The sequence below is a fragment of the Nocardia sp. MDA0666 genome (assembly GCF_003023875.1).
GTDB lineage: Bacteria > Actinomycetota > Actinomycetes > Mycobacteriales > Mycobacteriaceae > Nocardia > Nocardia aobensis.
The window spans coordinates 227,361-241,474 of record NZ_PYHT01000006.1 but is presented as its reverse complement, the minus strand read 5'-3'; the positions used below and the strand labels follow the sequence as shown (position 1 = coordinate 241,474).

Below are 14,114 nucleotides of genomic sequence, written 5' to 3'. Positions count from 1 at the left end.
GGCAGACCGCGCAGCACCGGTTACACATCGAGGAAGCGGACGTCCTTGGCGTTGCGGGTGATGAAGCTGCGACGCGCCTCGACGTCTTCACCCATCAGCACGGAGAACAACTCGTCGGCCGCGGCCGCGTCGTCCAACGTCACCTGACGAAGCACCCGCACCGAAGGATCCATGGTGGTTTCCCACAGCTCCTTGGCGTTCATCTCGCCGAGACCCTTGTAGCGCTGGACGCCGTCGTCCTTGTTGATCTTCTTACCGGCGGCCAGACCGGCCTCCAGCAGACCGTCGCGCTCGCGGTCCGAGTAGGCGAATTCCGGATCCGAGCGCTGCCACTTCAGCTTGTACAGCGGCGGCTGGGCGAGGTACACGTGCCCGTGTTCGACCAGCGGGCGCATGAAGCGGAACAGCAGGGTGAGCAGCAGGGTCGAGATGTGCTGGCCGTCGACGTCGGCGTCGGCCATCAGCACGATCTTGTGATACCGCAGCTTCGAGATGTCGAACTCGTCGTGGATACCGGTGCCGAAGGCGGTGATGATCGACTGGACCTCGTTGTTCTTGAGGACTCGGTCGATACGCGCCTTCTCGACGTTGATGATCTTTCCGCGCAGCGGCAGGATCGCCTGGTACATCGAGTCGCGACCGGATTTCGCCGAGCCACCGGCGGAGTCACCCTCGACGATGTAGATCTCGGACTTGCTCGGATCCTTGGACCGGCAGTCGGCCAGCTTGCCCGGCAGCCCGCCCAGGTCGGTGGCGCTCTTGCGCCGCACCAGCTCACGAGCCTTGCGGGCGGCGACGCGGGCCTGCGCGGAGGACACCGCCTTCTGCACGATCGTCTTGGCATCGGCCGGATTGGCCTCGAACCAGTGCGCGAGATGTTCGTTGCAGGTGCGCTGGACGAACGACTTCACCTCGGTGTTGCCGAGCTTCGTCTTGGTCTGGCCCTCGAACTGCGGCTCGCTGACCTTGACGCTCACGATGGCGGCCAGACCCTCGCGGATGTCGTCACCGGTGAGGTTGCCGTCCTTCTCCTTGAGGAGCTTCTTGTCCTTGGCGTACTTGTTGACCACGGTGGTCAGCGCCGCGCGGAAGCCCTCTTCGTGGGTACCACCCTCGTGGGTGTTGATGGTGTTGGCGAAGGTGTGGACGGATTCGGAGTACCCCGAATTCCACTGCATCGCGACCTCGAGTTCGTGGCCGGTGCCCTTGCTGGTGAACGAGACGACGGTGTTGTGGATCGCCTGCTTGGTGCGGTTGATGTGCTTGACGAAATCCTCGAGCCCGCCCGGGTAGTGGTAGGTGCGAGTCTTGACCTTCGGCTCCGGCGGCGCGGCGGTGCCCTCGTCGTGCTTGGGCGCCTCGGCGGTCTCGCTGACCACCTCGTCGGTGACCTCGGCCTCGCTGACCCGCTGGTCGGTGAGGGTGATGGTCAGGCCCTTGTTCAGGAAGGCCATCTCCTGCAACCGGCGCGAGATCGTCTCGAAGTTGTAGGTCGTGGTCTCGAAGACGTCCGGATCCGCCCAGAAGCGCTGCGTGGTGCCGGTCCGGTCGGTGGGCTCGCCCTTGACGAGCTTGCCGGGCTTGGCGTCCTTGTACTCCTGGCTCCAATGGAAGCCGTCGCGGTCGATCTCGGTGACCATCCGGCTGGACAGCGCGTTCACCACGGAGATACCGACACCGTGCAGACCACCGGACACGGCGTAGGCGTCCGAGTCGAACTTGCCGCCGGCGTGCAGCTGGGTCATGACGACCTCGATGGTGGGCACACCCGTGGCGTGCATCGCCACCGGGATACCGCGGCCGTCGTCGACGACCTCGACGCCGCCGTCGGCCAGCAGCGTCACGTCGACCCGGCTGGCGTAACCGGCCATCGCCTCGTCGACGGAGTTGTCCACAACCTCCCAGATCAGGTGGTGCAGACCGCGCTCACCGGTGGAACCGATGTACATACCGGGGCGTTTGCGGACCGCCTCGAGTCCTTCGAGAACGGTGATGTTGGAGGCACCGTAGTCCTTGTTGCCCGCTTTCGCCTTGGACGAGCCGCTTGCGTTGGAGTCGTTGGCAGCCACTGCTCGGTAGCTCTCCTTACTTGCTGATCCCTCGATGCGACGTCGGACAACACACACAGACCGAGCCCCGTATGGCCTCTGCTCGAGATGTTCGAACTGCTCGAGAATTACGGGTCCTCGCGCGTGCTGCACGGAACGCGCCGAAGGTATCGCCGCTAGTTACTCTTCCATCCTACTGGTACCCCCGGCACAGGATGCACCTATGACACCCCTGAGAGCGTCGTGAGTGCGTGAAATCGGTCGCCACCGGGTCCGGTTATAGGCGAACCCGCTCCCGTGAGCCTCAGCGGACAGCGACGGGCACTCGGATCCCGCGCCGGGAAGTTACGCCGATGTGGTTCCGCACAAGACGATGCTCCGCACCGGTTCCACGTGAAACTCACGGACCCGGATCAGCCGTAGGTGTCGCGCGGACCGCGCCCCTTGATATGCCGCTCGCCCTTGCGCCAGCTCGGTGCGGCGGGACCACTGATCTTCAGCGAGGTGACCACGCCCTGACCGACCGCGGCGTTGATCTTCGCCAATATCTGCGACTGCAGCATTCGCAACTGGGTGGCCCAGGCGGTGGATTCGGCCTGGATACTCAGCACGCCGTCGGTGAGCGATACCGGGTCGGCATGTGCCGCGATATCGTCGCCGACCACGGCCGACCACCGGCCGAAAACCATTCCCTCGGCGACCTTTCCCGACCATCCGCGACTCTTGGCCAGCGATCCGGTCAGTGCGGAGAGCAGTTGCGGATCCCGGTCGTCGGGCCGCGCACCGGACCAGCCGGAGCGGCGGCGCAATGCTCGTACCCCGCCCTTACGCGGTGAGGCTCGCCCCTGGCCGACCGCCTTACCGCTGGCACGGGCCGCGGCGCGGGCCTCCTCCAGGGCACGGCGTGCCAGGTCCACACCGCGCAGTTCCGGTTCGGGGCCGGCGGACGGCGGGGAGCCGTCTTCGCGCCCGGGTTCTGCGGCCACCTTCGACTCCTTTCCCGTCCTGTCACTGCATTGCGGCAAGGCTAGCCGCTGGGTCCGACAACTCGCGCCCCTTGTGCCCTGGGCAATTCGGCCCAGGTGACGCCGATCGGCGTCACCCGATGTGCCGGCCTTCGGTGGGCTCGTCCGCACGGGGCTCGTCCGTGAGGGACGGCGGCTCGACGATGTGCGAGGTCCGCCCGTCCGCGACGCCGTCGGTCTCGACCCGGACCGGATTCGCCTCGAGTTCCGGCGGCACGTCCTCGGGCACCGCGGCCGTGATCAGTACCTGTTCGGCGCCCGCGGCCACCGCCGCCAACGCGGTGCGGCGGCGGCGATCCAATTCCGCGAAGACGTCGTCGAGCAGCAGGACCGGATCCGTCCCCGCGCTGCGCAGCAGTTCGAAGGCGCCAAGTCGCAGGGCCAAGGCGAACGACCACGATTCCCCGTGGCTGGCAAAACCTTTCGCGGGCGCCGAACCGAGCATCAGATCCAGATCGTCGCGATGCGGGCCGACCAGGCAGACGCCGCGCTCGAGTTCCTTGCCGCGCGCGGAAGCCAACTCGCTCAACATATTCGCCTCCAGCGCCTCGACATCCCCGGGCTGTGGAGAACGCTGTGGATCCAGGAATTCCTCGGGCAGCGCGGAACTGCGGTAGCGGATGGCGGCGGTCCGCGATTCGGGTGCGATGGACCGGTAGGCCTGCTCGAGATAGGGGTGTAGTTCGTGCACCAGCCGCAGTCGCTGGGCCAGTAGTTCCGCACCGTGTGCGGCCAGATGTCCGTCCCAGACGTCGAGGGTGCTCAGTTCGGCCGGCGCACCGGCGCGCGAACGAGCCTGCCGTCCAGCCGTTTTCAACAGCGCCGAGCGCTGCCGCAGCACGCGGTCGTAGTCCGAACGGACCGCGGCCAAGCGTGGCAGCCGGGCGGTGGCCAGTTCGTCCAGGAAACGGCGGCGTTCGGCGGGGTCGCCGCGGACCAGCGCCAGATCCTCCGGCGCGAACAACACGGTCTGCAGGATGCCGAGGATCTCGCGCGTGCGGCGGACCGGCGACCGATTGATCTGCGCGCGATTGGCGGAGCCCTGGTTCAACTCAACATCGATGCGCAGTTCGCGGCCGGCGTTGACGACGGTCGCGCCGATCCGAGATCGCTGCTGCCCCAACCTGATCAGCGGGGCATCACCGGCAACCCGGTGGGAACCGAGTGTGGACAGATATCCGACGGCCTCGACGAGATTGGTCTTACCGTTGCCGTTCGACCCCAGGAAAACGGTTCTGCCTGTGGGTAATTCGAGATCGGCGTGCTCCCAGGAGCGGAAATCACGCAGTGTGAGCGTCCGGATGTGCATAGCTGAACCCGCCGTCACCAGGCACTTTGTGACGGACGGGTCGAAATGCACACGCGCCCGGGGTTTTTCACAGGTTTATCAACATCTCCACAGGTCGGAGTGAACGAATGCCGCCTCGCCGGTCGTATCGCGGCCGGCGAGGCGGGAAACATGGGGATCGAATCGATCAGCCGGGCAAACGAACCGGCATCAACAGGTAGATGTAGTTGCTCGACAGCGCCGCGAACGCGCCGGAGTCCGACGGTTCCGGTTCGTCATCGGTGGTCGGGCACATCACCGCCGGGCGGCTGGGAGTGGTGAAGCCGAAGGTGACCCGGTCCGAATGCAACGCCGACAGACCGTCGTTGAGGTAGCCCGGGTTGAACGCGATGGTCAGCGGTTCACCGCGGAACTCGGCCTCCAGCCATTCCTCGGCGCGACCGGCGTCGTCGCCACCGGCGGAGAGCTGCAGACCCTGATCGGAGAACTCGAGCCGCACCTGGGCGCCGCGCTCGGCCACCAGTGCTACGCGCTTGATGGCCTCGATCAGCGCGCTCACCTGGAGGGTCGCGATCGAGGTGTGCTCCTTGGGGAGCAATTGGCGGAACTTGGGGAATTCCGCGTCGAGCAGCCGGGTGGTGGTCCGGCGGCCGCCGTTGACGATCCCCAGCAGTCCGTCGGTGCCGGTGCCGAAGGCCAGCTGGACGGGCGCATCGGAGGCGCCGAGCGTCTTCGCCGATTCCGAGAGCGTGCGCGCCGGGACCAGCACCGCGGTCTCCACATCCGAGCGACCGGGCTGCCACTCCAGATGCCGCACCGCGAGGCGGAAGCGGTCGGTGGCCGCCAGAACCACCTGGGAGCCGTCGATTTCCACACGGATACCGGTGAGCATGGGCAGCGTGTCGTCGCGACCGGCGGCGACCGCCACCTGGCCCACGGCCTCGGAGAACAGATCCACACCCAGTTCACCGGTCTGCGGGGGCAGTTCGGGCAACTGGGGATAGTCCTCGACCGGCATGGTCGGCAGCGAGAACTTGGCGCTGCCACAGGCGATCAGCACGCGGGTGCCGTCGACCGAGACGTCGACGGGCTTGTTGGACAGTGCCTTGGTGATGTCGGCCAGCAGGCGGCCGGAGACCAGCACCTGTCCCGGGCCGGCCACCTCGGCGGCGACACGCATCTGCGCGGAGACCTCGTAGTCGAATCCGGAGACCGTGAGGCCGTCCTCGTCGGCCACCAGCAGCACACCGCCCAGGACGGGCACGGGCGGGCGAGACGGCAGGCTACGGGCCACCCAGGCGACGGATTCCGCGAAATCCTCGCGAGCGACCCGAAACTTCATACTTGCAAGCTCCATCGCTCGGTATGTCCTCTCCCAGTCTCGATCGGTCGTGATCTGTGCGACGCCGTGGTGATCAGCGTGGTTCATACAACAGCGTGGTTCGCGCGGCAATGCGGTCGGAACGGCTCGCCCGTACGCACCGCAGTGTGGCACAGGCGACCGACATCAAACCGTACCCGCGCAAGCGGGCGATGACTACGTCACCCCCTCACCCGGTGCGTCGTCGCCGGAGGGCCGGATCCGTTCTGCTCGCTGCTCCGTTCGGATGTGGACTGCCGCGAATCGATCCGTCGGTCCCCGAGCCGAGTTTCCACACACCCTGTTTTCAAGAAGAAATCTAAAGAAGAAGAACTGAAGTAGTAGTAGGCACTGTGGATTCTGTGGACGCGGGCCGTCCGCCCAGTTCAGGAGGCGTGGCGGCGTGGGGATGTCCGGCGGGTGACTCGAGGATGAACGGTGGGCCGCTGTGGAGGCCGGAAAACTGTTCAACCTCCATCCTCGAGCCATCCTCGAGTTCTTCCATGGCTCGAGGCCTGTTGTACACACGTGTGTGCCGATCGGTGCACTACCGGGGGATTCCTCGAGGACCTGACAGGGAGTCCTCGAGGAATCCACATGCCGATTCGGCCGTCTTCGCAGTTCGGACCCCGTGGACGAATTCGGCTGTGGGAACTGTGGACCGAGGGCTGTGAGCGAATGCGTGCACAGGCTCACGCGTCGACTGTGCGCAACCTCGAGGACAAACCTGGGATTCCTCGAGGACTCCACAAGGACTCCTCGAGGAATCCACAACACGAAAAAGCCGATCCACCCAGGTCAACCGGGTGGATCGGCTTGTGGAGGGATTCAGCGCGAGCGCTGTTTGATTCGGGCTGTGAGTTCTTGAACCTGGTCGTAGACCCGGCGGCGCTCGGTCATCTCCTTGCGCACTTTCTTCTCCGCGTACATGACCGTCGTGTGGTCGCGACCGAAGGCCTGGCCGATCTTCGGCAGGGAAAGATCGGTCAGTTCCCGGCACAGGTACATCGCGATCTGACGAGCCTGAGCCAGCGGCCGGGCCTTACCAGGACCGGTCAGTTCCTCCAGCGTGGTGTTGAAGTACTCCGCGGTCACGGCCATGATCGTCGACGCCGTGATCTCGATGGTCGTGGTGTCCGGCATCAGATCGCGCAGCACGACCTCGGCCAGCGACAGATCCAGCGGCTGGCCGTTGAGGGAGGCGAAGGCCGTCACCCGGATCAACGCACCCTCGAGTTCACGGATATTGCGCTCGACCCGGCTGGCGATCAGTTCCAGCACGTCGTGCGGCACATCGAGGCGATCCATCCGCGCCTTCTTGCGCAGGATCGCGATCCGGGTCTCCAGCTCCGGCGGCTGCACATCGGTGATCAGACCCCATTCGAACCGGGTGCGCAGGCGTTCCTCCAGCGTCGCCAGCTGCTTCGGCGGCCGGTCGGAGGAGACGACGATCTGCTTGTTCGCGTTGTGCAGGGTGTTGAAGGTGTGGAAGAACTCCTCCTGGATACCTTCCTTACCCTCGATGAACTGGATGTCGTCCACCAGCAGGATGTCGGTCTCGCGGTAGCGGCGTTTGAACGCCACCTTCCGGTCGTCGCGCAGGCTGTTGATGAAGTCGTTGGTGAATTCCTCGGTCGAGACGTATTTGACGCGCATCCCGGGAAACAGCCGCTGGGCATAGTGCCCGGCCGCGTGCAGCAGATGTGTCTTCCCCAGACCGGAGGCCCCCCAGACGAACAGCGGGTTGTACGCGCGGGCCGGCGCCTCGGCGATCGCCACCGCCGCCGCGTGCGCGAACCGGTTCGAGGCGCCGATGACGAAGGTCTCGAAGGTGTACTTGGCGTTCAAACTGGCCGAGGACGACGCGGGCGCCGGCGCCGGCGGTTCGGGCGACTTCGCGAAATACGTCGGCCAGGAATTGCGTGCGCTCACCACCGGTTCGTCGGAGTCCTCGGCCACGCCCGGGCGCTGTCCGACCTCCGGTTCCGGCGCGAACAGCGACTCCTGTCCGGGATGTCCGCCCGTCCGGGGCAGCTCCTGGTCGTGCCGCAGTGGCTCGGGCTCCCGGCGCAGCGCCTCCTGTGGATGGTGCAGTTCGTGGTCGCGGCGCAGTGCGTCCGCCTCACGCCGCAGCGAATCCGGACCGTGCAATCCGTCCCGGCCGGACAGCGTGTCGGCGTCCCGCCGCAGGGCGTCGGTATCGCGCCGGAGTGCGTCCGGATCGTGGCGGAAGGCGTCGGGGTCCCGGCGCAGATCGTCGGGATCGCGCCGCAGACTGTCCGGATGCCGGACCAGCGCTTCGTCGTGCAGATGCGCTTCCGGGTCCCGGCGCAGCGGCGAGGAAGGTCCGAGGCTGTCCGGCAATTCCCCGGCCATCGGAGCGGACGGATACTCACCCTGGGGATAGGCGGTCCGAGCCTGGTAGTCGGCTGGGGAAAGATAGCGTGGGGTGGGGAAATCGTCGGCGTCGGGATACTGCGGCGGCGCCGGGAACCCGACCGGTTCGCGGGGCTTGTCGCGCATCCGCTCGGGGCGTGAGGTGAGGCGAGCATGGCGGGCGCCGGCGCCGGGACGGTCCGGCGGCGGGTTGGCCGGCGCGGCGATCCGGACGCCGAGACCCTCCACCTGCGGGCCCAGCCGACGGGCCAGCGACCGCAGGATCGGTTCGCGCAGATCGCGTTCGATGGCCTCCTGGGCCAGGGAAGAAGGCACCGAGAGCAGGGCAAACCCTTGTGCGACCGTGAGCGGTTTGACCAGGCCGAGCCACGCCTTCTGGGCGTTGGTCACCGGCGGGATGGCTCCGTCGGTGGAGCCGGCGGTGAGCTCGGCGACCACTTCGGGCCAGACCGCGGTCAACACGTTCTGCTCGTCGTCCACGTATTATTTCCTCCCCGGAGCAACTCGACAGGAGCTCCAACGGTCGGCGACCACTGACATGCCTGGCCGTCAGCCATACGAATATGCCACTCCAGGGGTCTTTCCACACAATTATCCACAGATGTGGAGAACTGGGATGATACGTGGTTCGCTGCAACAACCCCCCGGTCAGCGCTTGGACCTGCGCTTCTGCAGCTATCTTCTAGCTATGAATCGTAGTGGGTCTCCGGTGGCTGTGACAAGGGTGGTTCACGAGTGCGCCGTCCACACGGCGCGTCGCGGCAGCACGGTGAGTCGCCTGGGGTGAACGGATGTCGCGGGCCCGGATTCAGTGGCGGGCGTCTCATGAGGGACCCCGAGTTTGACCCTCTCCTGGCTGATCAGTACCCTCGTACAGTCACCCGTTGACGCGGTGTTGGCTGCCTGCTGCCTGGTCGAATAGTCGATCCAGCGGGACCACCACGCAATGGGCGTTGTGCCGATGAAGACCAGTTTTCATCGCGACCACATACGTTTCACCGAACAGCTTCGGGCGCCGCCTGGCGCCCACCAACTCGAGGAGTGTTGACCGTGGCCAAGGGCAAGCGGACGTTCCAGCCGAACAACCGTCGTCGTGCGCGGGTCCACGGCTTCCGCCTCCGGATGCGCACCCGTGCCGGGCGCGCGATCGTGTCGGCGCGCCGTCGCAAGGGCCGCGCTTCTCTGACGGCCTGATCGCACGGCATCGGCATCGCCGCCATGCCTGACTCGTCGATCGTCTCGCTGCTTCCGTTCACCCGTTACGTGCTCGGACACTCGGGTGTTGCCTGAGCCGTACCGGCTGCATCATCGTGCCGACTTCTCCCGGACGGTGCGACGTGGCCGACGAGTCGGGAGACGGGACATCGTCGTGCATGTGGTGGTGCCGTCGGCATCGGCGGACATGAGCTCCGACGATGCCGCGAGGTCCGACGATGCGGCGGCCCGATCGCTCGCACGCTTCGGTGGTCCTCGTTTCGGATTGATCGTCAGCAAGGCGGTGGGCACCGCGGTGGTACGACACCGCGTCGCCCGCCGCCTGCGTCATATCTGCGCCGGGGTCGTCGCCGACCTTCCGGCGGAGGCCGATGTCGTGATCCGCGCCCTCCCCGGTGCCGCGACCGCGACTTCGGCGGAGCTGGACCAGCAATTGCGTTCCGCGTTGCGGAAGATGTCCTTCGATCCCTCCGCCGCGCGGGTGGCTTCGAGTGATGCGTCATGAACCGCCTGCGCGTGGTGACGCGGCTTCCGGCGAAACTCGTGATCTTTCTGATCGAGCTGTACCGGACCTACGTCTCCCCCACCCGCATGCCGGTGTGCCGATTCACCCCGACCTGTAGCGAGTACGCGGTGACGGCCCTGCGTACTCGCGGGCTGTTCGTCGGTCTCGGATTGACGGCCGTGCGTCTGGCCAAATGTGCGCCCTGGCACCCTGGTGGGTGGGACCCGGTTCCGGAACGGAAACGGGCTGCTGCCGAAGCGGCTCACGAGACGAGCCGGGCCCATGACGAGGCGGCTGAACACAAGTCTTGTAAAGGGTCGCCGCGCGCGGTGACCGGCGACACGACCGACGGGAGTACATAGAGCCGTGCTCGACTTCATCTATTACCCGGTGTCCTGGATCCTTTGGTTCTGGCACCGGATCTTCGGGTTCGTCTTCGGACTCGGAGATTTCGACAAGGGCGCCAGCAACGGGTTCGCCTGGGCGCTGGCAGTGGTGTTCCTGGTGTTCACCCTGCGCTTGGTGCTGTACAAGCCCTTCGTCAAACAGGTGCGCACCACGCGGCAGATGCAGGAACTGCAGCCGCAGATCAAGGAACTGCAGCGCAAGTACAAGAACGACCGCCAGAAGATGGCCGTCGAGATGCAGAAGCTGCAGAAGGAACACGGCTTCAACCCGCTGATGGGCTGTCTGCCGGTGCTGGCTCAGGTGCCGGTGTTCATCGGTCTGTACCACGTGCTGCGGTCGTTCAACCGCACCGGTAGCGGTATCGGCCAGCTGCACATGACGCCCGAGCAGAACGCGATGACGCCGAACTACGTGTTCAGCGCGCACGATGTGCAGTCGTTCCTGAGCGCCCGTATCTTCGGTGCACCGATCTCCGCCGCGATCACCTCCCCCAAGGCGACCCTGGACGCCTACGCGGATTTCGGCGGCATCCCGCATGTGTGGAACATGGTCGTCGTCGCGGTTCCGCTGATGGTCATCGCCGGCCTCGCGACCCACTTCAACGCCCGCGCTTCGGTGGCACGCCAGAGCGCGGAGGCGGCGGCGAATCCGCAAGCCGCGCTGATGAACAAGTTGGCGCTGTGGGTCTTCCCGCTCGGTGTCGTCGTCGGTGGCCCCTTCCTGCCCATCGCGATCCTGCTCTACTGGGTGTCCAACAACATCTGGACCTACGGGCAGCAGCATCTGGTCTTCGGGCGCATCGACAAGGAAGAGCAGCAGAAGAAGGAAGAGGCGATCGAGCGGAAGGCGCAGAACGCGCCGAAGCCCGGCGCCAAGCCGACCGCCAAGAAGAAATCCGGCGCCGCCGAGACGTCGGCCGCCGACGCGGACAAGCCCGCGGCCGCGACCAACGGCATTGCCGCCTCCACGACTTCGGACTCCACGAGTTCTTCGGCCAAGGCCGGTTCGGCCTCCGGCAAGTCGGGCTCGTCGGGTAAGTCACCGGGGCCGGGTAATCGCAAGCGATCCGGCAACAGAGGTCGAGCGAATCAGAAGCGACGTCGCTAGCGGATCCGATACGACGGATGATTCAGATTGAAGGAAACGACATATGACTGTTGAGACCGATGGAGGGGACGCCACTGTGGCCCTCGGTGTGCAGGATGATGCGGCGGCGGTGGACGACCGCGACGAGGCGACCGAACCGGATCCGACCGATGCCGAAGAGGCGTTGATCGAAGAGGGTGAGATCGCGGGCGACTATCTGGAGCAGCTGCTGGACGTTCTCGACTTCGACGGCGATATCGATCTGGATGTCGAGGGCGACCGCGCGGTCGTGAGCATCGACGGCGGGCGGGATCTGTCGAAGCTCGTCGGCCGGCGCGGAGAGGTTCTGGACGCGCTGCAGGAGTTGACCCGACTGGCCGTGCAGCAGGCGACCGGTGTGCGCAGCCGCCTGATGCTCGATGTGGCCGGGTGGCGGGCGAAGCGTCGCGAGGAGTTGAGCGCGCTCGGAACCGAGGCGGCGCGGCGCGTGGCGGAGTCGGGTAAGCCCGAATCGCTGACTGCGATGACTCCGTTCGAACGCAAGATCGTTCACGATGCCGTGGCGGCCGTGGACGGTGTCGCGAGTGAGAGTGAAGGTGTCGAGCCCAACCGGCACGTGGTCGTGATCCCGGCCTGAGAATGTCGAATGGGTAAGGTAGGGCCCCCGGTTCATCGGACCGGGGGCCCTACTCTTTGTGTTGATGGATTTCGACGGTCCGGAAGGATGTTTCACGTGGAACGAGGCGCGGGTGCCACACCTCAGCACTCCCCCGGCGGTGACTCTGTCGATCTGACGCCGCCCGCGGTGGCGGCCGAGGTATTCGGCGATCGCCTTCCGCTGGCCGAGCAATACTGCGCCGCGCTGGCGACCGCGGGCGTCGAACGCGGTCTGATCGGACCGCGAGAGGTGCCGCGACTCTGGGATCGACACATCCTGAACTGTGCGGTGTTGGGCGAGTTGATTCCCCTCGGTGCCTCTGTTGTCGATATCGGCAGCGGTGCCGGGCTTCCCGGAATTCCCCTCGGCATCGCGCGTCCGGATCTGCGCATCACACTCGTCGAGCCGTTGCTGCGGCGCACCAAGTTCCTGGCGGAGTTCGTCGAATCGGCGGGTCTCGAGATCACCGTGGTCCGCGGTCGTGCCGAACAGCCGGACGTCCGGAAGGAAGCGGGCGGCGCGGATTACGTGACTTCTCGTGCGGTCGCTCCCCTCGGGAAATTGGCGAAGTGGTCCCTGCCGCTGATCCACGAGCACGGCCATATGTTGGCACTCAAGGGATCCAGCGTCGCCGAGGAGCTCGAGCGCGATCGGGGGGAATTGGCGCGGGCCGGCGCCGGCCACGCGGCGATCCTCGAATGCGGCGTCGGCATCGTGACGCCGCCGACCGTGGTGCTCAGCGTGGAGCGTGTCCCGCGCGCGGAGAAGCGGGCGAACAAGGAAGCGAATCGACGCGCCCGACGCGCACAGTAACTTTCGTTGTTTCATGTGAAACAACGCCCAGCGAAGCCGCATTCGGCGGTCGCGACGAGTCATTCCGCGCGTGTCGCATAGTGATTGCCGCGGTTCAACTTCCGTATTCTGGCCGGTGCTGGCAAGCTAGTTGTCGTCGAGCGTGAGCGCGCGGTTTCGCGGTTCCCGGCAGCTCCGCGTTCTGCTTGTTCGAGCCATGCGGCGCCGGTGCTGCCTGGGCACGTGTCTGAAGTTCTCGGGGTTAGGAGCCTGTATGTCGAACCGTCCGGCGAATGTTTCACGGGAAACAACATCCCGGGTGCCCGGAATGCTGGACAGCGGCGGCCTCGAGGGAGATGAATTCGCCAAGACCGCATTCGGAAATATCTCCGCCGCCGAAACCCCTATCGCGGCCGAGGCGCATCGCGCCAGCCAGGTCCTGCACCCCGGCTCGCTCAGCATCCCCAAGCCTCGCGAACAACGCATCATCACCATCGCCAATCAGAAGGGCGGCGTCGGCAAGACGACGACGGCCGTGAATCTCGCTGCCGCACTGGCGCTGCAGGGAATGACGGTGCTCGTCATCGATCTCGACCCCCAGGGCAATGCCAGCACCGCGCTCGGCGTCGAACACCACTCCGGTGTGCCGTCGAGCTATGAACTGCTGATCGGTGAGATCTCGGTGCAGGACGCGATCCAGCGCAGCCCGCACAACGAACGCCTGCTGTGCATTCCGGCGACGATCGATCTCGCAGGCGCCGAAATCGAATTGGTCTCCATGGTCGCCCGTGAGGGCCGATTGAAAGCCGCCATCCAAGAGGCCAACCTGGCGGGCTACGACATCGATTACGTCATGATCGACTGCCCGCCTTCTCTCGGCCTGCTGACCGTCAACGCGATGGTGGCGGCCAAGGAAGTGATGATCCCGATCCAGTGTGAGTACTACGCGCTGGAGGGCGTCGGCCAGTTGCTGCGCAATATCGGTCTGGTGCAGGCACATCTGAATCCGGAGTTGCACGTCTCGACCGTCGTCCTCACCATGTACGACGGCCGGACCAAACTCGCCGACCAGGTTGCCGAAGAGGTGCGCGGTCACTTCGGTGACGCGGTGCTGCGCTCGGTGATTCCGCGCAGCGTCAAGGTTTCCGAGGCGCCGGGCTACGGCATGACCGTGCTCGATTACGATCCTGGTTCCCGCGGCGCGATGAGCTATCTCGACGCGGGGCGGGAGATCGCGGCCCGCTCGGCCGTCGTCCAGAGCCGAGCGACGCCGGGCCAAGAAGGCGCTGCGGTCGGTACGGCTGGTGCAGCACAGGAAAGGGGTCGGTAGGC

The 14,114-nt window shown here is 66.0% G+C and carries 12 protein-coding genes; 7 read left to right on the top strand and 5 right to left on the bottom strand.

Going from position 1 to position 14,114, the window contains the following annotated elements:
* Nucleotides 1-20 precede the first annotated feature (20 nt).
* From gyrB to dnaA, 5 genes are all read right to left on the bottom strand, one after another.
* On the bottom strand, nt 21-2,069 hold the full coding sequence (gyrB, locus tag C8258_RS12660) for a DNA topoisomerase (ATP-hydrolyzing) subunit B (RefSeq protein WP_030514042.1): 2,049 nt from the start codon (nt 2,067-2,069) through the stop codon (nt 21-23).
* A gap of 392 nt (nt 2,070-2,461) precedes the next feature.
* The gene (locus tag C8258_RS12655) at nt 2,462-3,034 is read right to left on the bottom strand and encodes a DUF721 family protein (protein WP_106955334.1); all 573 of its coding nucleotides are present in this window, start codon (nt 3,032-3,034) and stop codon (nt 2,462-2,464) included.
* A 112-nt stretch (nt 3,035-3,146) separates the two neighbouring features.
* Nucleotides 3,147-4,382: a DNA replication/repair protein RecF gene (recF, locus tag C8258_RS12650; RefSeq protein WP_106955333.1), complete on the bottom strand. Its 1,236-nt coding sequence runs from the start codon at nt 4,380-4,382 to the stop codon at nt 3,147-3,149.
* A gap of 166 nt (nt 4,383-4,548) precedes the next feature.
* Nucleotides 4,549-5,718 carry a DNA polymerase III subunit beta gene (gene dnaN, locus C8258_RS12645; RefSeq protein ID WP_106955332.1) on the bottom strand — a complete coding sequence of 390 codons (1,170 nt, stop codon included), beginning with the start codon at nt 5,716-5,718 and terminating at the stop codon, nt 4,549-4,551.
* A gap of 831 nt (nt 5,719-6,549) precedes the next feature.
* Nucleotides 6,550-8,556 carry a chromosomal replication initiator protein DnaA gene (gene dnaA, locus C8258_RS12640; RefSeq protein ID WP_369974748.1) on the bottom strand — a complete coding sequence of 669 codons (2,007 nt, stop codon included), beginning with the start codon at nt 8,554-8,556 and terminating at the stop codon, nt 6,550-6,552.
* Between the two features lie 612 nt (nt 8,557-9,168).
* Between dnaA and rpmH the strand changes: the two genes are divergently transcribed.
* The 7 genes from rpmH (at nt 9,169) to C8258_RS12605 (ending at nt 14,112) form a co-directional block, all read left to right on the top strand.
* On the top strand, nt 9,169-9,312 hold the full coding sequence (rpmH, locus tag C8258_RS12635; RefSeq protein ID WP_006550910.1) for a 50S ribosomal protein L34: 144 nt from the start codon (nt 9,169-9,171) through the stop codon (nt 9,310-9,312).
* A gap of 85 nt (nt 9,313-9,397) precedes the next feature.
* The gene (gene rnpA, locus C8258_RS12630) at nt 9,398-9,838 is read left to right on the top strand and encodes a ribonuclease P protein component (RefSeq protein ID WP_106955330.1); all 441 of its coding nucleotides are present in this window, start codon (nt 9,398-9,400) and stop codon (nt 9,836-9,838) included.
* Complete coding sequence (gene yidD / locus C8258_RS12625; RefSeq protein WP_106955329.1) at nt 9,835-10,200, top strand: membrane protein insertion efficiency factor YidD; 366 nt, start codon at nt 9,835-9,837, stop codon at nt 10,198-10,200. The genes rnpA and yidD overlap by 4 nt, the downstream gene beginning before the upstream one ends.
* Before the next feature lie 4 nt (nt 10,201-10,204).
* The gene (gene yidC, locus C8258_RS12620; protein WP_106955328.1) at nt 10,205-11,353 is read left to right on the top strand and encodes a membrane protein insertase YidC; all 1,149 of its coding nucleotides are present in this window, start codon (nt 10,205-10,207) and stop codon (nt 11,351-11,353) included.
* A 43-nt stretch (nt 11,354-11,396) separates the two neighbouring features.
* The gene (locus tag C8258_RS12615) at nt 11,397-11,969 is read left to right on the top strand and encodes a protein jag (RefSeq protein ID WP_233225046.1); all 573 of its coding nucleotides are present in this window, start codon (nt 11,397-11,399) and stop codon (nt 11,967-11,969) included.
* Between the two features lie 87 nt (nt 11,970-12,056).
* The gene (rsmG, locus tag C8258_RS12610) at nt 12,057-12,803 is read left to right on the top strand and encodes a 16S rRNA (guanine(527)-N(7))-methyltransferase RsmG (RefSeq protein ID WP_106955327.1); all 747 of its coding nucleotides are present in this window, start codon (nt 12,057-12,059) and stop codon (nt 12,801-12,803) included.
* 307 nt (nt 12,804-13,110) lie between these two features.
* Nucleotides 13,111-14,112: a ParA family protein gene (locus C8258_RS12605; RefSeq protein WP_233225054.1), complete on the top strand. Its 1,002-nt coding sequence runs from the start codon at nt 13,111-13,113 to the stop codon at nt 14,110-14,112.
* Nucleotides 14,113-14,114 lie beyond the last annotated feature (2 nt).

What these genes read in the sequence shown, in the direction of transcription:
- recF (WP_106955333.1), bottom strand. Translation starts at nt 4,382, where the DNA reads ATGCACATCCGGACGCTCACACTGCGTGATTTCCGCTCCTGGGAGCAC.
- dnaN (WP_106955332.1), bottom strand. Translation starts at nt 5,718, where the DNA reads ATGGAGCTTGCAAGTATGAAGTTTCGGGTCGCTCGCGAGGATTTCGCG.
- yidD (WP_106955329.1), top strand. Translation starts at nt 9,835, where the DNA reads ATGAACCGCCTGCGCGTGGTGACGCGGCTTCCGGCGAAACTCGTGATC.
- C8258_RS12615 (WP_233225046.1), top strand. Translation starts at nt 11,397, where the DNA reads ATGACTGTTGAGACCGATGGAGGGGACGCCACTGTGGCCCTCGGTGTG.
- rsmG (WP_106955327.1), top strand. Translation starts at nt 12,057, where the DNA reads ATGTTTCACGTGGAACGAGGCGCGGGTGCCACACCTCAGCACTCCCCC.
- C8258_RS12605 (WP_233225054.1), top strand. Translation starts at nt 13,111, where the DNA reads ATGCTGGACAGCGGCGGCCTCGAGGGAGATGAATTCGCCAAGACCGCA.